The organism is Clostridium cavendishii DSM 21758, from assembly GCF_900141845.1.
Lineage (GTDB): Bacteria > Bacillota > Clostridia > Clostridiales > Clostridiaceae > Clostridium_AG > Clostridium_AG cavendishii.
Genome location: NZ_FQZB01000009.1, coordinates 120,015 through 138,133, shown reverse-complemented (window position 1 = coordinate 138,133; position 18,119 = coordinate 120,015). Strand labels below are relative to the sequence as shown.

Genomic DNA, 18,119 nt, shown 5'->3' with positions numbered 1-18,119 from the left:
GGAGAGGAATGTTATTACAATTATCTATTAAAAATTTTGCTCTTATAGAAAAGCTTTCTTTAGATTTTTCAGAAGGCTTTAGTATATTATCTGGAGAAACTGGAGCAGGTAAATCAATATTAATCGATGCTATAAATTATGTACTTGGAAGTAAGTTTAATAAAGAGCTTATAAGAACTGGTGAAACAAAGACAGTTGTAGAGGCTATATTTACTATAGAAAATGAAAAAATAAAGAACGTATTAGAAGAAAATAATATAGAATATGATGATAGCGTTATAATTTCTAGAGAAACTTTCCAAAATGGAAAAAGTATAATTAAAGTTAATGATAAAGCTGTAATTTTATCAACTTTAAAAAAAATAAGTGAAAAATTAATTGATATACATGGACAGCATAATAATCAGAATTTGTTAGATAAGGAAAATCATATACATTATTTAGATAGCTTTGCCGAAAATGAGATAGACAAGTATCTTTTAGAATATAAAGAAAATTATGTGAAATTAAAAGAAATAGAATCTAAAATAGATGAAATAAGTAATCAAGGTGAGAATGATAAACTTTTAGATTATATAAAATTTCAATTAGATGAGATTAATAATGCAAAGGTTATATTAGGTGAAGATGAAGAGCTAAATGAACGGTTTAATATACTTTCAAATGCTGAGAAAATAAGTAATTCATTACAACTATCATATAATAGTTTAAATGGAGAAGATGACAAAACAGTTATTCAAATGTTGTCAGTTATTACAAAAGAACTCTCACATGTAGAAAAACATTCGGAAAAAATAAAAGTATTAAATAATAATATTTTTAATATATATTATTCACTTGAAGATATAAGTAGGGAATTAAGAGCTATAAGTGAAGAAACAGTATATGATGAGATAGAATTAGAAAAAATAAATAGTAGACTTTATAAATTAGCATCATTAAAAAAGAAATATGGTGGTTCTATAGAAAGTATATTAGAAACTAGAAATAAGCTTCAAGCTCAATATGATTCAATAGTAAATGGTGAGGAAATAATTAAAAAGCTAAATGAAGAGAAAGCATTAATAGTAAAAAAATTAAAAGAAATAGGAAAAGCTATTAGTGAAATAAGAAAAAAATTCTCACAAAAATTAGAAGAAAAAGTTCAATATGAACTTAAATATATAGGTCTTGAAAAATGCACATTTAAAGTTTGTGTAGAACAAACTGAAAAATTAAATTCAAAGGGCATAGATGAAGTGCAATTTATGATATCCACAAATCCAGGTGAGCCTATAAGACCAATGGAGAAAATAGTTTCAGGTGGAGAGCTTTCTAGAATAATGTTAGCTTTAAAATGTGTATTTATAGATAAGGATGAAATTCCAACAGTTATATTTGATGAAATAGATACTGGAATAAGTGGAAGAGTAGCTCAAAGTGTAGCAGAAAAAATGTATGAAATATCAACTAAACATCAGATATTTTGTATAAGTCATCTTCCTCAAATAGGAAGTATGTCTGACACTCATTATTTGGTTAAAAAGCATATAGAAGGAGATAAAACTTTTACTAAAGTTACACTAATAAATGTAGAAGAAAAAGCTAAGGAATTAGCATTTATGCTAGGCGGAGTAGAACTTACAGAAATAACATTGCAAAGTGCTAAGGAAATGATACGCTTAGCTGATGAAAAAAAGAAAAAAATTAGAGCATTAAATACATAATGCTAGAAAAATTAGGCAAAATAGAACTGTTAAAGTTCTATTTTTTTTATTTAAAAAAATTATATGAGTTTACAATAAATTAATAACTAATGAAAGAAAAGAGTATTCTATATAGTTTTTAGCTAAGAAATTTTTTCTTATACAATGATAATATTAGAATACTTTAAAATATATTGGCTATAATAACAAAGTTAATATAGCATAAGCATTTTTAAAAAAGGGTAAATTATAATTACAAAAGGAAGGAGGAGATATAATGAACAAGAAAAAATTTTTTAATAAATTAAATTTTATGTTAATATTATTAGGTCTATTCTTGTACGTATCTTCTAGTATAAGTTATGAATCAAAAAGCTTATACCTAAGTAAGAGTAATAATATTTTACCCTTAACAACTTCAAAGAATGCAAATAATGAAAAAAAATTAATAAATAAGTATAAGGAAACAGAAAAAACTTCAATTAAACCTACATTTTCAAAAACAAATGAGGATTTAAAGATATATGCAGGAGGAAATCCGGTTGGGGTTAAAATATCTACAGAGGGAGTTATTGTTGTAGGGTATTCTAATATAACAATAAATGATAAAATTTTAGAAAGCCCAGGTAAGCTTGGTGGTATAGAACTTGGAGATACTATAATTAAAATAGATAATTTTAAAATTCAGGATTCAAAAGATTTATCTAATAAATTGAAAAAGATTAATAAGCAAGAGGTTAATATCGAGATTAATAGAAAAGGAGAAATTGTAAATAAAAAAATAAAAACTATAAAAGTAGCTGAAGATGAAAGTATTAAGATTGGTCTTTGGGTTAGGGATTCAACTGCTGGAGTTGGAACTATGACTTTTTATGATGTTAAAAATAATAAATATGGTGCATTGGGACACCCAATTACAGATAATGATACTAATGTACTTCTAAATGTAAAGGATGGTAAATTAATAAAATCATCTATAATTAGTGTTAAAAAAGGAGAAAAAGGAGCACCAGGAGAATTAAAAGGTATATTTATAAGTGAAGAAAATCCTTTAGGAAATGTAAAAAATAATACTCAATGTGGTATATTTGGAGAAATAGATGGAAATAAGAATTATTTCAGAAATCAAAATTATCTAAAGGTAGGTTTTAGGGATGAAGTAAAAGAAGGTAAAGCACAAATTATAACTACAATAGATGAAGAAGGTCCTAAAGCATATGATATAGAAATAATTAAGCTTTTACCTCAAGATATACCAGGACCTAAAAGTATGGTAATAAAGGTAACTGATGAAGAATTGTTGAAAAAGACTGGTGGAATAGTTCAAGGTATGAGTGGATCACCAATAATTCAAGATAAAAAGATAATAGGTGCTGTTACACATGTACTTGTAAATAAACCAGATGTGGGATATGGTATATATATAGAATGGATGCTTAAAGATGCTGGTATAATTAATTAAAAGAAAATATTGCAAAAATTCTAATAAAAAGAACAAATTAACATGTTTTTATGTTATAATAATACCAAAAAGATATTTAATATGTATCTTTTTGGTATTATATATTTGTAAAAAATTTCAATGTTTTCTAAATTTTATTTAAATTTAAGAAGGATTTAAATAAGTTTTGTCGAATTTAAATAAATGTAAATCAATGGAGTATGAAGGGGAGATATTATGCAAGACTCAAAAATATCAGTATTAATAGCAGACGATAATAAAGAATTCTGTAATATTTTAAACGATTATTTACTAAATCAAAGGGATATTATAGTTACAGGAATAGCAAAGGATGGATTAGAAGCTTTAGAATTAATCCAAGAAAAGAAACCAGATTTAGTAGTTTTAGATATTATTATGCCTCATTTGGATGGACTTGGAGTTTTAGAAAGATTAACGTCTATGAATTTAAATCCAATGCCTAGAATAATAGTTTTATCAGCTGTTGGACAAGATAAAATAACTCAAAGAGCTATAACTCTTGGAGCAGATTATTATGTTGTAAAACCTTTTGACATGGATGTATTCACTAAAAGGATAAGACAAATGTTTAATAATACGATATCAAGTGACAGTAATAAAAAAACAGTTTCATTTATTGAAATACCTGAAGTTAAATTAGAGCAGAAAAAAGAACCTTTAGATTTAGAAGCAGAAATAACAAATATAATTCATGAAATTGGAGTACCAGCTCATATAAAAGGATACATGTATTTGAGAGAGGCTATTACTATGGTAGTTAATGATATGGAACTTTTATCAGCAGTTACAAAAGAATTATATCCATCTATAGCTAAAAAATATAATACTACTGCGTCAAGAGTAGAAAGAGCTATAAGACATGCTATTGAAGTAGCTTGGGGAAGAGGACAAATGGAATCTATCAATAAGCTATTTGGATATACTATTCACAATGATAAAGGCAAGCCTACAAATAGTGAATTTATTGCTATGGTAGCTGATAAATTAAGACTTAAGAATAAGGTTAGCTAATATTTAGAAGAAAATTAGTTAAAAAAATCTTGAATAAATAACTTAAAATTTAAAATCTAGATTGAGTATATTAAGTAATTATAGGAAATACTTTCAATCAGTTGAGTATATTCACAATTGATTGAAGGTATTTTTTTGCAAAATTATTAGCAAGATTTTATAACTCCTGATGATTTGAGTTTATTTACGTAAGGAGAATATTATAGAATATTATTTTTAAGAATAAAGCTTTTAATAGAAAATAGTTAATTGTAGGGATATTATTCATAAATAAGGATATATATGTTATAATATTTATTATAAAATTAGGAGGAAAAGGGATGGACACAAAAAAGGAAAAAAGTGCAGTTATATTATGTTTTCTTTTGCTAGTTGCACTTGTAGCAGTTATTATATTAGGTAATATTAAAAATAATAAAGAAAACAAAAATATAGTTGTTAAAAGTGAAGATAAAAAAGTAAGTTTACAAAAAGAAGATAAAAAAGTAAATGAAAAAGAAAAGAAAGATTTATATATTAAGCTTAAAAACAAAGAAGACATTTCAATTTGTATAATAGGAGATTCGATAGCTAATAGTGAAGGCGTGATAAAACAAGAAAATAATTGGAATGAAAAATTGAAAAAGTATATTGAAAATACATATAACTCAAAAGTTACTATTGAACATATTATAAATAATGGTGGATTATCAGAAAGATTAGATTTATATAATAAAAATAAAAAACAATATGACTTAATATTGCTTTGTTCAGGATATAATGATAGAAATGCTAAGATAGAGGAATTTGGACCTAAATATGAAAATTTTTTAAATAATATAATTGAAAGAAATGATAAAACAGAAATTTTTTTAGTTGTAGAAAATTCCTTACGTAAATTTGATAAAGTTCCAAATGAAATAAAAAAAATAAAAGAATATTATGAATTAAATTTAATAGATTTACGTGAAGCATTTGCAGATTCACCAAAACCATACAAACAATTAACAAAAGACAATATAAATCCAAATGATGATGGATATGATCTATATTCAACAGCTATATTTGACAAGATAAAGTTAAATAATAAGGAAAACAAAAAAATAGATTATAAAGTAAAAGATAAATTATATAAATAGAGGTGAAGTTAATGAAGTTAGAAGAAGAATTATTAGAAGAAAAACTCATTCATAAAGGTTCTTTTTTAACAGTAGTTAATCAAAAAGTTAAATTACCTAATGGTAAAATTGGCTTTAGAGACATAATAAAGCATCCAGGTGCAGTAGCAATAGTTGCATTTTCAGAAGAGAATAAAATTATTTTAATTGAACAATTTAGAAAGGCTTTAGATGAAATAATTTTAGAGATACCAGCTGGTAAGTTAGATAATACAGAAGAACCTATTAAGGCTGCAATACGAGAACTTAAAGAAGAAACTGGTTATATAGCAGATAAAGTTGAGTATTTAGGAAAATTTGTTACAGCTCCAGGATTTTGTGATGAGATTATTTATATTTTTAAAGCAACTAATTTAACAAAAGGAAAGACTTCATTAGATGAAGATGAATTTATAAACGTTAAAGCCTATTCTATCAATGAAATAAAAGCTATGATAAAAAAAGGTTATATAAAAGATGCCAAAACTATAGCGGCTTTTGGCTACCTCTAACAACAACTTTAAGTTGTTGTTTTTTTTTAGAATATATTTATTATGTTAAGCATAGACTTAAGCATAAGGCATATTTTGGATATTTTTTAGATATGTCTAAAGCAAGGGAGGGGTATATTTTGAAAAAATATTTAGGTGGTGTAAATGGAGCTATAAAAGAAAATAAAGGTATATTTTTATGTATATTATTATTTTTTTTAATAGGTTTAGTACTTGGATCATATACTGTATTTTATATGAGCGAAGTAGATAAAAAAGAGTTATCAAGTTATTATACTAACTTTATAGGTGTATTAAAAAATAATCCTATAAATTACACAGGAATTATATGGGATAGTATAAAAAATAATTTGATTTTTATTGTAATTATTATATTACTAGGCTTTACAATTATAGGTACACCATTTATACTCATAATGGATTTAATCAAAGGGTATATTATAGGATTTACCTTTTCGATGCTTGTAGCTATAATGGGAAACAAGGGAATATTAATGGCATTTATAGCTTTAGTACCACAAAATATTGTTTTTATAATATGTGTATTTGTATCAAGTATTATAGCATTAAAATATTCTATTATAAGACTGAAGACAAAAGTTTCGCAAAAAGCTGATATTTCTTCAAAGTTTTCAAAAGAATATATAAATAGTTATATTTTTATAATTATTATGTTAGTATTTGGTATATTAATTGAGACGTATATTTCGCCAAATTTAATAAGATTAGTAATTACTAAAATGATAAGTTAATATAAATAATAGTGGATATAATATTTAAGGTAGGAGAAAGAATGAGAGATTTATTACTTAAGTATGAAAATTACTTAAACTCCATTGGGAAGAGAAAAAATACCATAAGTGCATATGTTACTGATGTATCAATGTATTTGAAATTCATAGAAGCTAATAAATATGAAATCAACGAAGAAGGATACTCTTTAACAGCGTATGTTCAGTACTTAACACAATCCAAAAAATCAACATCATCTATTCAACGTACAATAATTGCTTTAAGAAATTTTTATAGTTTTTTAGTTGCTGAAAATGTTATAGCAAAGGTTCCTCCATTTAATGCGCAACGAGATAAGGTGGAAAGGAAGAAGCCTATAATATTATCTGTAGATGAAATAACAAAGATAATGAATTCTACTACATCAACAACTGATAAGGGTCTTAGAGATAAAGCCTTATTAGAATTGATGTATGCAACAGGGATGAAAGTATCAGAGCTTATTTCGTTAGATTTAGAAGATGTTGATTTAGAACTTTGCTATGTAAAATGTAAGGATAACAAAGGTTACGAAAGATTAATTCCTATAGGAAGAGAAGCCAAAGAATCTTTAAAGAGATATATAGAGGTGAGAAAGTATATAAGTAGGGATAATGATAAACTATTTATAAATATGAATGGTGATCCAATAACCAGACAAGGAGTTTGGATGATAGTAAAAGAATGTTCAGCTTCTGCAGGAATAAAAAAAGAAGTTAATTTAAACACTTTTAGACATTCATTTGCTGTACACTTATTACAAAATGGTGCAAATGCTAAAGTTGTACAAGAATTATTAGGTAATCAAGTTATGACATATATAGATATCTATTATGACATAATAAATAAAGAAAAAATAAATAGTATTTACAAAAAAACACACCCAAGAGCATAAAATAACACTGAAAAGGCTTTCTTTTGAAGAAAGTCTTTTATTTTTACGGATTACAAGAAAAAATGTATTGAATTTTTTAAATAATAGTTGTAATATTATAATATAACTATGAAAAGGTTACCACAAATATTCAGATGGAAGATGGAGGAAAAGAATTATGAGAATGTACGACTTAATATTAAAAAAGAGAAATGGACATGAGTTAACAAAAGAGGAAATAGAGTTTTTCGTTGATGGATATACTAAAGGTAATATTCCTGATTATCAAGTATCAGCTTTATTAATGGCTATTTATTTTCAAAAAATGAATAAGAGAGAGACTTCAGATTTAACTATGGCTATGGTTAATTCAGGTGATATATTAGATTTGAGTGCTATTGAAGGAATAAAAGTAGACAAACATTCAACAGGTGGAGTTGGTGATACAACAACATTAGTTTTAGGACCTATGGTAGCAGCTCTTGGTGTTCCTGTTGCAAAAATGTCAGGTAGAGGTCTTGGTCATACTGGAGGAACAATAGATAAATTAGAAGCATTTAAAGGTTTTTCAGTTGAAATGCCACAAGATAAATTTATAAAAAATGTTAATAGTATAAAATTGGCTTTAGTTGGCCAGACAGGAGATCTTGCGCCAGCAGATAAAAAATTATATGCATTAAGAGATGTTACAACTACAGTTGATAATGTATCATTAATAGCATCAAGCATAATGAGTAAAAAAATAGCAGCAGGAGCAGATGCTATAGTTTTAGATGTTAAGGTTGGTGACGGAGCTTTCATGAAAACTCCAGAAGATGCAAAGATTTTAGCAACTGAAATGGTTGAAATAGGAAAACATATAGGAAGAAATACAGTAGCTATAATTTCAGATATGGATCAACCTTTAGGATTAGCGATAGGTAATGCGTTAGAAGTTGAAGAAGCAATAAAAACTTTAAAAGGTGAAGGTCCTGAAGATTTAGTAGAGCTTTGTTTAGAACTTGGAAGCAATATGGTTGTATTAGCTAAAAAAGCAAACACAGTAAAAGAAGCTAAAGAAATGTTGAAAGAAACTATAAAATCAGGATCAGCTTTAAATAAATTAAAAGAATTTATTGCAGCACAAGGTGGAGATATTGAATGTATAGATGATACTTCAAAATTCCCAAAAGCTAAACATATAATACCTGTAATTTCAGAAAAATCAGGTAAAGTATCTAAAATTCATTCTGAAAATATAGGTATAATAGCTATGGAGCTAGGAGCTGGAAGAGCAACTAAAGAAAGTATAATAGATCAAGCTGTTGGTATAATTTTAAATAAGAAAAGAGGCAATGAAGTAGCTGTAGGAGATATTATAGCTTACGTTCATGCTAATGATTTAGAAAAAGGAAATAAGGCAGTTAAAGATATATTAGCCAATTATGAAATAGTTGAAGGTTATGAAAATAATATTCCTTTAATTTATGATATAGTAAGATAATCAATTTGAAAAAATCACTACTAAAAAGTAGTGATTTTTTTTATATAAGAAAAATATAAAAAAATAAGGATTATAAAATCTAAGTTTAGAGCTATTAGTTATTCATTTTTAATTCTTAATCAAATAAGTGTGGGCACTTTGTCCTTTATAGGAATTTAGATGCATTAAAATTGTAAATAGCCTTAGTTGTAGTCTGGATTCCAACAGAAGATAAGTTTTGCTACATAAGTTAATTTTTAAAATATTAACAAAATATAGATTGACAAAGTAGTTTGATTGATGTATATTTTGATTATCAAACAAAAAGGTTTGATAATCAAAGTATACTAAAAGCAAAAATAAAATTGATAATTTTTTCTAAAGCTATTAATATTAAAATTGAAAGTAAATAAAGGAGCTGAATCAAATGAAAAATAGTGAATATATACTTAATGAGCTTTTAGTAGAATTATTTAACGATATTCTTCATATTGAACAAAATGAACTTAAAAATGGTGTGTTATCAGATTTATCTGTTACAGAAATACATACTATTGAAGCTATAGGCATGTATGTGCCAAGAACTATGTCTGAAGTAGCTGCAGATCTTAAAATTACTGTAGGAACTCTTACAACAGCTATAAATAAATTAATTAAAAAAGGCTATGTAGAAAGAAAAAGAATAGAAGAAGACAGGCGTGTAGTTATGGTTGAGCTTACTAAAAAAGGTAAACTTGCTTATAGATTACATGATAAATTTCATAAAGAAATGATACAGGCTACTATTATAGGACTAAATGAGCAAGAAGAAGAAGTTTTAATATCCTCGTTAGATAAATTAACTAGTTTTTTTAAGGAGAAGTATAAATTAACTAATTCTAAGGAGAAATAACATGATTAATTCTAAAATAGTTGGATTAGGAGCATATGTTCCTAGCAATATAGTGACTAACGATAAACTATCAGAGTTTGTAGATACAAGTGATGAATGGATATTAACGAGAACTGGAATAAAGGAGAGAAGGGTATCTATAGATGAAGATACTTCAGAATTGGCAACTAGGGCATGTATAGAAGCACTTAAAAATGCATCTATAAAAGCAGATGATGTAGATCATATAATAGTAGCTACTGTTAGTCCAGATATGTTTTGTCCATCAGTTTCATGTATAGTCCAAAATAATATAGGGGCTGTTAATGCTTCTGCATTAGATATAAATGCAGCTTGTTCAGGATTTTTGTATGGAGTTAAACTTGCAAATTCGTTAATAAAATCTGGAGAGGCAAAAATAGTTTTGGTTGTTGGAGCTGAGACTTTATCAAAGGTTACAGATTGGACAGATAGAAGGACTTGTGTTCTATTTGGAGATGCAGCAGGAGCTGCTGTTATTAAGGCTACAGAAGAAAATGGAATTATGGCAGTTCATACTATGGCAGAAGGTGATAAGTGGAATGCTCTTAAAATAGATGGAATTCCGGTTAGAAACCCTTTTGTAAAGGCCGAGGAAAGGGCACATTATATTAGTATGAATGGTCAAGAAGTTTTTAGATTTGCAACTAGAGTTATTGTAGAAGCAACACGCAAAGTGCTTAAAAAAGCAGATTTGAACATTTCAGATATTACTTATATAATTCCACATCAAGCAAATTTAAGGATAATTGATTATGCAAGTAAAAAGTTAGGATTTCCTATAGAAAAATTTTATATAAATCTTGATAGGTATGGCAATACTTCTAGTGCAAGTGTACCACTTGCTTTATATGAAATGTTTCAAGAGGGAAAGCTTAAAAAAGGAGATAAAATTATATTAGTTGGTTTTGGTGGAGGCTTAACTTACGGAGCAACACTTATAGAATGGTAAAAATAAAAATTTTTATAAATTTGTAATAAATATTTGGAGGTACTATAAATGGTTTTTGAAAAGATTAAAGGAATAATAGTTGAACAATTAGGAATTGAAGAAGATAAGGTGAATTTACAAACTACTTTTGAGGAATTAGGAGCAGATTCTTTAGATTTATTCCAAGTTATAATTGAAATAGAAGAAGAGTTTGGAATCCAATTAGAAGATGCTGAAAAAATTAAAAAAGTTGAAGATGCTGTAAAATATGTTGAATCAAAAATAGAAGCTTAATTTATGTTGAAGGTCAGATAATTTTTATCTGACCTCTTAAATAGAAAAAAGTATTTGATAATGTCTTAAATACGGAGGGCTAAATGAAAAAAATAGGATTTTTATTTGCTGGGCAAGGTGCTCAATATCCTGGTATGGGAAGAGATTTGTATGAAAATTATGAAGAATGTAAAAAAGTTTTTGAAGTTGCAAATAAAGCTTTAGGCTTTGACATAAAAGAAATATGTTTTAATGGAAGCAAAGATGAATTAGGTAAAACTGAAATAACACAACCTGCTATATTGGCAGTTAACATGGCGGCACTTAAGATTCTTAAAGAAAATCATATAGAAGCTTATGCAAGTTGTGGATTAAGTCTTGGTGAATATTCAGCACTTATTTATGGTGGGGTTTTGAATTTTGAAGAAGCGTTACCTCTTGTAAATAAAAGAGGCAAGTTTATGCAGGAAGCAGTACCTTTAGGTGTTGGTGGTATGGTTGCAATTTTAGGTCTAAAAGATGAAATAGTAGAAGAAGTTCTTAAAAAAGCATCTTATGAGGGTAAGGTAGAAGCTGCAAACTATAATTGTCCAGGACAAATTGTAGTTGCAGGAGAAAACAAAGCTTTAGATAAAGTTATTGAGCTTTCTAAAGAACTAAGAGGAAAGGCTAAAAAATTGCCAGTATCTGCACCGTTTCATTCATCATTATTAAAGCCAGCAGCTGATAAACTTATGGATGAACTTAATAAAGTAACAATTAAAAGAACAGATGCTATTGTGATGTCTAATGTATTAGGTGATATATATCCTAAAGGTGCAGATGTAAGGGAGTTATTGAAAACTCAAGTTATGGCATCTGTACTTTTTAAGCAAAATATAGAAAAAATGATAGCTATGGGAATAGATACGTTTGTTGAGATTGGTCCAGGAAAAACTCTTGGGGGATTTGTGAAAAAAATAAAAAGAGATGCTATCGTATTAAATGTTGAGGATAAAGATTCTTTAGAAAATACTATAAAAGTAATTAAGGGATAGGTGGTTTTTTATGCTAAAAGGGAAATGTGCTATAGTGACAGGAGCTACTAGAGGAATAGGGAGAGCTATAGCTTTAAAACTAGCAAGTTTAGGATTTAATATAGTCATAAATTATAGAAGTAAGGATAGTGAAGCTGAAACATTAAAAGCTGAGGTAGAGGCTTTGGGAGTTAAATCACTTATAGTAAAAGGTGATATAAGTAAAGTTGTAGAGGCCAGAGAATTAATAGAAAAAGCTAAAGAGTATTTTGGAACTATAGATGTATTAGTTAATAATGCAGGGATAACTAGAGATGGTTTAATACTAAGAATGAAAGAAGAAGATTTTGATAATGTTATAGAAGTTAATCTAAAGGGTACTTTTAATTGTTTAAAGAGTGTAAGTCCTATAATGATAAAACAAAGACATGGTAAAATAGTAAATATTTCATCAGTGATAGGGTTAATTGGAAATGCAGGTCAAGTTAATTATGCGGCTTCAAAGGCTGGAGTTATAGGAATGACAAAATCATTAGCAAAAGAGCTTGGTTCAAGAGGAATAAATGTAAATGCTGTGGCGCCTGGATTTATTGATACTGATATGACTAAGGAATTGTCAGAAAAGGCTAAAGAAGTAATACAAACTTCAATACCTTTAAAGAGAATTGGAACAACTAAAGATGTAGCTGAAGTTGTAGGGTTTTTAGTAAGTGACGCATCAGATTATATAACAGGTCAAGTTATAAATATAGATGGTGGAATGGTAATGTAAGGTGGTGATTTTATGATAAATAGAGTAGTTATTACAGGAATGGGAGCTGTGACTCCTGTAGGAAATGATGTTTATAGTTTTTGGAACAATATAAAATCTGGAAAGTGCGGAGTTGATTATATTAGCCTATTTGATACTGAGGGTTTTGATGTAAAAATAGCAGCAGAAGTAAAAGGCTTTAGTGTAGATAAGTATTTTGATAAGAAAGAAGCTAAAAGACTTGATAGATTTTGCCACTTTGCTTATGCAGCAGCAGATGAGGCTATAAAAGATTCAAATTTAGATTTAGATAAAATTAATAAAAATAGATTTGGGGTTATTGTAGGTTCAGGTATAGGTGGATTTTCTACTATGGAAGCTGAATATGAAAAATTGTTTTCAAAGGGGCCAAGGAGAATATCTCCATTTTTTATTCCAATGACAATAATAAATATGGCATCAGGAAATTTAGCTATTAAGTATGGTGCTAAAGGATTAAGTACATCAGTAGTTACAGCTTGTGCCGCTGGAACTAATTCTATAGGTGAGGCGTTTAGAAACATTAAGCATGGGTATACTGATATAATGTTAGCTGGTGGAGCAGAAGCACCTATTACTAAAATAGGAGTAGCTGGTTTTAGTAATTTGAAAGCCCTTAATCCAAGTAATGATATAAATAGAAGTTCAATACCTTTTGATAAGGAAAGAAATGGATTTGTTATTGGCGAAGGTGCTGGAATATTAGTTTTAGAAAGTTTAGAGCATGCGCTTAATAGGGGTGCTAAGATATATGGAGAAATTGTAGGTTATGGTGCTACCTGTGATGCTTATCATGTAACATCTCCAGATCCAGAAGGTGATGGGGCTGCTAGAGCTATGTTAATGGCTATAAATGAAGCAAATATAGATAAAGAAGAAATATCATATATAAATCCACACGGAACAAGTACACCATATAATGATAAATTTGAAACTATAGCAATAAAAAAGGTATTTAATGAATATGCTTATAAGGTGCCAGTTTCATCAACTAAATCTATGACAGGACATTTACTTGGAGCAGCAGGAGCTATTGAAGCAGTTATATGCATAAAGGCTTTAGAAGAAGGTTTTGTACCACCAACGATAGGTCTTAAGGTTAGAGATGAAGATTGTGATTTAGATTATGTTCCAAATGAAGGGAGAAAACAGAGGATTAAATATGCACTTTCAAACTCATTAGGTTTTGGAGGACATAATGCTACTTTAGTATTTAAAAAATGGGAATAGGTGATTTAAATGGATATAAAAGAAATTAAAGCTCTTATAGATAAGATAAATGAATCGAATATAGCTTATTTTGAAGTTAAAATAGGTGATGGATTTATAAAAATGGATAAATCACTAACAAGAAATAATAATGAAACAAATGAATTAAAAAGAGAGACTGAAGTTGTAGAAGAAGTGGTACTGTCTAATAAAAAAACAGAAACTATAAGAGAAGAGATAGATATAAAAGAAGAACTAATTGATGATAAAGATATAGTGGTTGTAAAGGCTCCTATAGTAGGTAGTTTTTATAAATCAGCAGCGCCTGATAAACCTGCATTTGTAGAAATTGGATCTAAGATTAAAAAAGGTCAAGTTCTTTGCATAATAGAAGCTATGAAGCTCATGAATGAAATAGAAAGTGATGTAGATGGAGAAATAGTAGAAATAATGGTTAACAATGAAGACATGGTTGAATATGGAGCACCATTATTTAAAATTAGGAGGGCGTAGAGTATGTTAAATATTAAAGAAATTAAAGAAATCTTACCTCATAGATATCCATTTCTATTAGTAGATAAAGTAGAAGAATTGGAGCCAGGTATTAAAGCTGTAGGATATAAAAATGTAACAATAAATGAGCCCTTTTTTCAAGGACATTTTCCGAATGAACCAGTAATGCCAGGTGTGCTTATAATAGAGGCTTTAGCTCAAGTTGGAGCAGTAGCTATGCTTTCAAAGGATGAGTTTAAAGGTAAAACAGGATATCTAGCAGGAATAGATAAGCTTAAAATCAAAAGAAAAGTTATTCCAGGAGATGTATTGAAACTTGAAGTTGAAATAATTAGACTTAAAGGCAAAATTGGAATTGGAAAGGCTATAGCTACAGTAGATGGCCAGAAGGCCTTAGAAGGAGAAATTTTATTTGCTATAGGTTAGGTGATAACATGTTTAAAAAGATATTAATTGCCAATAGAGGAGAAATAGCTGTTAGAATAATAAGAGCTTGTAGAGAGATGGGTATTAGTACAGTTGCAGTTTATTCAGAAATAGATAGAGATGCCCTTCATGTAAAACTAGCAGATGAAAGTGTTTGTATAGGACCATATAAATCAAAAGATAGTTATTTAAATATACAAAATATTTTAAGTGCCTGTGTATTAACCGGTGCAGAAGCTATTCATCCAGGCTTTGGTTTTTTATCTGAAAACAGTAAGTTTGCTAAAATGTGCAAAGAATGTAATATAAAATTTATAGGTCCAGATTATAAGGCTATAGAGCTTATGGGAAATAAGGCAAGGGCTAGAGAAGTTATGAAAGATGCTAATGTTCCTGTAGTTCCAGGGTTTGAGGGTGAAATAGTTTCAGAAGAGCAGGGGTTAGAAATAGCAAAAGAAATAGGTTTTCCTGTCATGATAAAAGCTGCGGCTGGCGGTGGTGGTAAAGGTATAAGAATAGCTTATAATACGGAAGAATTTTTAAATGGATATAGTACAGCTAGAAGTGAGGCTAAAGTTAATTTTGGTGATGATACAATATATATTGAAAAATTTATAGAAAATCCAAAGCATATAGAGTTTCAAATACTTTCAGACGAGCATGGTAATGTAATTCATTTATTTGAAAGAGATTGTTCAGTTCAAAGAAGAAATCAAAAAGTTATGGAAGAGGCTCCATCAAGTTTCTTATCAGAAGAAGTAAGAAGTAATATGGGAGAGGTTGCAAAAAGGGCTGCAAAAGCTGTTAATTATGCAAATGCAGGAACAATTGAATTTTTAGTAGATAAAAATAAAGAGTTTTATTTTATGGAAATGAATACTAGAATACAAGTTGAACATCCTATTACTGAAATGATTACAGGTATAGATTTGATAAAAGAGCAAATTAAAATTGCAAATGGAGATAAGCTTGATATTATACAAGAAGATTTGAGGATAAAAGGCCATGCTATTGAATGTAGAATAAATGCTGAAGATCCTAGTAATGATTTTAGACCATGCCCTGGTCTCATTGAGGATGTAAATTTTCCAGGTGGTTTTGGTGTAAGATTGGATAGTGCTATATATGCAGGGTATAAGATACCACATTGTTATGATTCAATGATAGGAAAGCTTATTGTACATGGAAGTACAAGGGATGAAGCTATAATGAAGATGCAGAGAGCTTTAGATGAATTTGTTGTAGATGGTATTGTTACAAATATAGACTTACATTTTAAAATACTAAACAGCAAAGAATTTAAAAAAGGAGATTATGACACTTCATTTTTAAAGGATAAGTTGGTGAATAAATAATGCTTAAGGATTTATTAAATAAAAGAAAATACTTTACTATAAGTAGTATGCCTCTTGAAGAAATAAGTAAGGAAGAGGAAAAACCTAATATACCTACTGGAATGTGGAGTAAGTGTGAAAATTGTGGGACTATAATATATACAGAAGATTTGAATTCAAATTTAAAGGTATGTCAAAATTGTGGATATCATTTTAGAATTGGTGCAGTAGAAAGAGTAGAATATGTTTTTGATACAGATACTTTTAAAGAGTTTGATATTGATTTAGTAGGTAAGAATCCTTTGGATTTTAAAGGATATAATGAAAAACTAATAGGTATAAGGATAAAAACTGAGCTAAAAGAAGCTGTTGTAACAGGCGAAGGATTAATAAATAATATTAAAACTGTAGCTTGTATTATGGATTCTAATTTTATGATGGGAAGTATGGGGACAGCTGTTGGTGAAAAAATAACAAGGGCTATAGAATACGCTACAGCAAATAAGTTGCCATTAATAATTTTTACAACATCAGGTGGAGCTAGAATGCAAGAAGGAATATTTTCACTTATGCAAATGGCTAAAATAAGTGGAGCTATTTATAGACATGGCGAGGCTAACCTGTTATATATAACCGTAATTACAGATCCAACAACTGGTGGAGTTACTGCAAGCTTTGCTATGGAAGGCGATATAATAATAAGTGAGCCTAAAGCACTTATAGGTTTTGCAGGAAGAAGGGTTATTGAAAAAACAATAAATGAAAATTTGCCAGATGGATTTCAAACAGCAGAATTTCTTTTAGAAAAAGGGTTTATTGATAAAATAGTTGATAGACGTGAAATGAAAAAAACATTATATAAGATTTTACAGTTACATGAGGTGAGATGATGGCAAGAGAACTTATTAATACCTTGAATACATGGGAGAAAGTAAAAACTGCTAGACTAAATGAAAGACCTACTGGAAAGTTTTATATAAATAATATTTTTGATGATTTTATTGAGTTTCATGGAGACAGAAATTTTAGAGATGATAAAGCTATAGTAGGTGGAATAGCTAGTTTAGATGGGGTAAGTGTTACAGTAATAGCTATTGTTAAAGGTGAAAATACTAAGGAAAATATAATGAGAAACTTTGGTATGCCACATCCGGAAGGGTATAGAAAAGCTCTTAGATTAATGAAACAAGCTGAAAAATTTAATAGACCTATAATATGTTTGGTTGACACTCCAGGTGCTTTTTGTGGAGTTGGTGCTGAGGAAAGAGGACAGGGGCAAGCAATTGCGCAAAACTTAGTAGAAATGATGGGAATTAAAGTCCCAATAATATCTGTTATTATAGGAGAGGGTGGGAGTGGTGGAGCTTTAGCTCTAGCAGTAGGTGATAAAGTACTTATGTTAGAACATTCTATATATTCGGTTTTAACTCCAGAAGGGTTTGCAGCAATTTTGTGGAAAGACTCTTCCAGAGCAAAAGAAGCTGCTGAAGTTATGAAGCTTACAGCCCAGAATTTAAAGGATTTTAAAGTTATAGATAAGGTTATAAAGGAACCATTTGGTGGAGCACATAAAAATCCGCAAAGGATGGCTCTTACGCTTAAAAAAGAACTTATGTTAATAATAGGAGAATTAAAAGTTAAGGAAATAAATGATTTGCTTAATGATAGATATAATAAATTTAGAAGCATACAGTGCAATCTTTAAAGTATGACATAATAATATGTCGTACTTTTTGTATTATAGCAATAATATTTAACATACATATATATAGTAATAATATTA

The 18,119-nt window shown here is 28.5% G+C and carries 19 protein-coding genes; all 19 read left to right on the top strand.

Translation table 11 applies throughout. The annotated features are described in order from the left end of the window. The first annotated feature begins 8 nt into the window (after positions 1–8). The 19 genes from recN to BUB01_RS10730 all read left to right on the top strand — a co-directional run bounded on the left by recN (position 9) and on the right by BUB01_RS10730 (position 18,041). Positions 9–1,706, top strand: coding sequence for a DNA repair protein RecN (gene recN, locus BUB01_RS10820; RefSeq protein WP_072987200.1), 1,698 nt, complete (start codon positions 9–11; stop codon positions 1,704–1,706). 256 nt (positions 1,707–1,962) lie between these two features. Then, positions 1,963–3,147: a SpoIVB peptidase gene (spoIVB, locus tag BUB01_RS10815; RefSeq protein WP_072987197.1), complete on the top strand. Its 1,185-nt coding sequence runs from the start codon at positions 1,963–1,965 to the stop codon at positions 3,145–3,147. Between the two features lie 216 nt (positions 3,148–3,363). Then, the gene (gene spo0A, locus BUB01_RS10810) at positions 3,364–4,179 is read left to right on the top strand and encodes a sporulation transcription factor Spo0A (RefSeq protein WP_072987194.1); all 816 of its coding nucleotides are present in this window, start codon (positions 3,364–3,366) and stop codon (positions 4,177–4,179) included. Positions 4,180–4,499: 320 nt separating this feature from the next. Beyond that, complete coding sequence (locus BUB01_RS10805) at positions 4,500–5,297, top strand: SGNH/GDSL hydrolase family protein (RefSeq protein ID WP_072987191.1); 798 nt, start codon at positions 4,500–4,502, stop codon at positions 5,295–5,297. A gap of 11 nt (positions 5,298–5,308) precedes the next feature. Beyond that, complete coding sequence (locus tag BUB01_RS10800) at positions 5,309–5,827, top strand: NUDIX hydrolase (RefSeq protein WP_072987188.1); 519 nt, start codon at positions 5,309–5,311, stop codon at positions 5,825–5,827. 119 nt (positions 5,828–5,946) lie between these two features. Then, positions 5,947–6,579 carry a stage II sporulation protein M gene (gene spoIIM / locus BUB01_RS10795; RefSeq protein ID WP_159433234.1) on the top strand — a complete coding sequence of 211 codons (633 nt, stop codon included), beginning with the start codon at positions 5,947–5,949 and terminating at the stop codon, positions 6,577–6,579. A 41-nt stretch (positions 6,580–6,620) separates the two neighbouring features. Beyond that, a complete protein-coding gene (locus BUB01_RS10790; RefSeq protein WP_072987181.1) occupies positions 6,621–7,493 on the top strand; it encodes a tyrosine-type recombinase/integrase in 873 nt (290 codons plus the stop codon). Positions 7,494–7,650: 157 nt separating this feature from the next. Further along, a complete protein-coding gene (locus tag BUB01_RS10785) occupies positions 7,651–8,955 on the top strand; it encodes a pyrimidine-nucleoside phosphorylase (RefSeq protein WP_072987178.1) in 1,305 nt (434 codons plus the stop codon). A gap of 406 nt (positions 8,956–9,361) precedes the next feature. Beyond that, positions 9,362–9,826: a MarR family winged helix-turn-helix transcriptional regulator gene (locus BUB01_RS10780; protein ID WP_072987176.1), complete on the top strand. Its 465-nt coding sequence runs from the start codon at positions 9,362–9,364 to the stop codon at positions 9,824–9,826. Between the two features lies 1 nt (position 9,827). Beyond that, the gene (locus BUB01_RS10775) at positions 9,828–10,796 is read left to right on the top strand and encodes a beta-ketoacyl-ACP synthase III (RefSeq protein ID WP_072987173.1); all 969 of its coding nucleotides are present in this window, start codon (positions 9,828–9,830) and stop codon (positions 10,794–10,796) included. A gap of 48 nt (positions 10,797–10,844) precedes the next feature. Further along, entirely contained in the window at positions 10,845–11,069 is a 225-nt protein-coding gene (gene acpP / locus BUB01_RS10770) for an acyl carrier protein (RefSeq protein ID WP_072987170.1), read from the top strand. 83 nt (positions 11,070–11,152) lie between these two features. Continuing rightward, positions 11,153–12,085 (top strand): ACP S-malonyltransferase, encoded by a 933-nt coding sequence (gene fabD / locus BUB01_RS10765; protein WP_072987167.1) that lies wholly within the window; start codon positions 11,153–11,155, stop codon positions 12,083–12,085. A gap of 10 nt (positions 12,086–12,095) precedes the next feature. Next, entirely contained in the window at positions 12,096–12,836 is a 741-nt protein-coding gene (gene fabG / locus BUB01_RS10760) for a 3-oxoacyl-[acyl-carrier-protein] reductase (protein ID WP_072987164.1), read from the top strand. A 12-nt stretch (positions 12,837–12,848) separates the two neighbouring features. Then, positions 12,849–14,084: a beta-ketoacyl-ACP synthase II gene (gene fabF / locus BUB01_RS10755; RefSeq protein WP_072987161.1), complete on the top strand. Its 1,236-nt coding sequence runs from the start codon at positions 12,849–12,851 to the stop codon at positions 14,082–14,084. Between the two features lie 9 nt (positions 14,085–14,093). Next, the gene (gene accB, locus BUB01_RS10750) at positions 14,094–14,576 is read left to right on the top strand and encodes an acetyl-CoA carboxylase biotin carboxyl carrier protein (protein ID WP_072987158.1); all 483 of its coding nucleotides are present in this window, start codon (positions 14,094–14,096) and stop codon (positions 14,574–14,576) included. 3 nt (positions 14,577–14,579) lie between these two features. Continuing rightward, positions 14,580–15,002: a 3-hydroxyacyl-ACP dehydratase FabZ gene (gene fabZ, locus BUB01_RS10745; protein ID WP_072987155.1), complete on the top strand. Its 423-nt coding sequence runs from the start codon at positions 14,580–14,582 to the stop codon at positions 15,000–15,002. An 8-nt stretch (positions 15,003–15,010) separates the two neighbouring features. Further along, on the top strand, positions 15,011–16,357 hold the full coding sequence (locus BUB01_RS10740) for an acetyl-CoA carboxylase biotin carboxylase subunit (RefSeq protein ID WP_072987152.1): 1,347 nt from the start codon (positions 15,011–15,013) through the stop codon (positions 16,355–16,357). Then, complete coding sequence (accD, locus tag BUB01_RS10735; RefSeq protein WP_072987150.1) at positions 16,357–17,226, top strand: acetyl-CoA carboxylase, carboxyltransferase subunit beta; 870 nt, start codon at positions 16,357–16,359, stop codon at positions 17,224–17,226. The genes BUB01_RS10740 and accD overlap by 1 nt, the downstream gene beginning before the upstream one ends. Next, a complete protein-coding gene (locus BUB01_RS10730) occupies positions 17,226–18,041 on the top strand; it encodes an acetyl-CoA carboxylase carboxyltransferase subunit alpha (protein ID WP_072987147.1) in 816 nt (271 codons plus the stop codon). The genes accD and BUB01_RS10730 overlap by 1 nt, the downstream gene beginning before the upstream one ends. The last annotated feature ends 78 nt before the right edge of the window (positions 18,042–18,119 follow it).

Coding starts and splice junctions, on each gene's coding strand:
- recN (WP_072987200.1), top strand. CDS start 9: ATGTTATTACAATTATCTATTAAAAATTTTGCTCTTATAGAAAAGCTT.
- spoIVB (WP_072987197.1), top strand. CDS start 1,963: ATGAACAAGAAAAAATTTTTTAATAAATTAAATTTTATGTTAATATTA.
- spo0A (WP_072987194.1), top strand. CDS start 3,364: ATGCAAGACTCAAAAATATCAGTATTAATAGCAGACGATAATAAAGAA.
- BUB01_RS10805 (WP_072987191.1), top strand. CDS start 4,500: ATGGACACAAAAAAGGAAAAAAGTGCAGTTATATTATGTTTTCTTTTG.
- BUB01_RS10800 (WP_072987188.1), top strand. CDS start 5,309: ATGAAGTTAGAAGAAGAATTATTAGAAGAAAAACTCATTCATAAAGGT.
- BUB01_RS10790 (WP_072987181.1), top strand. CDS start 6,621: ATGAGAGATTTATTACTTAAGTATGAAAATTACTTAAACTCCATTGGG.
- BUB01_RS10785 (WP_072987178.1), top strand. CDS start 7,651: ATGAGAATGTACGACTTAATATTAAAAAAGAGAAATGGACATGAGTTA.
- BUB01_RS10780 (WP_072987176.1), top strand. CDS start 9,362: ATGAAAAATAGTGAATATATACTTAATGAGCTTTTAGTAGAATTATTT.
- BUB01_RS10775 (WP_072987173.1), top strand. CDS start 9,828: ATGATTAATTCTAAAATAGTTGGATTAGGAGCATATGTTCCTAGCAAT.
- acpP (WP_072987170.1), top strand. CDS start 10,845: ATGGTTTTTGAAAAGATTAAAGGAATAATAGTTGAACAATTAGGAATT.
- fabD (WP_072987167.1), top strand. CDS start 11,153: ATGAAAAAAATAGGATTTTTATTTGCTGGGCAAGGTGCTCAATATCCT.
- fabG (WP_072987164.1), top strand. CDS start 12,096: ATGCTAAAAGGGAAATGTGCTATAGTGACAGGAGCTACTAGAGGAATA.
- fabF (WP_072987161.1), top strand. CDS start 12,849: ATGATAAATAGAGTAGTTATTACAGGAATGGGAGCTGTGACTCCTGTA.
- accB (WP_072987158.1), top strand. CDS start 14,094: ATGGATATAAAAGAAATTAAAGCTCTTATAGATAAGATAAATGAATCG.
- fabZ (WP_072987155.1), top strand. CDS start 14,580: ATGTTAAATATTAAAGAAATTAAAGAAATCTTACCTCATAGATATCCA.
- BUB01_RS10740 (WP_072987152.1), top strand. CDS start 15,011: ATGTTTAAAAAGATATTAATTGCCAATAGAGGAGAAATAGCTGTTAGA.
- accD (WP_072987150.1), top strand. CDS start 16,357: ATGCTTAAGGATTTATTAAATAAAAGAAAATACTTTACTATAAGTAGT.
- BUB01_RS10730 (WP_072987147.1), top strand. CDS start 17,226: ATGGCAAGAGAACTTATTAATACCTTGAATACATGGGAGAAAGTAAAA.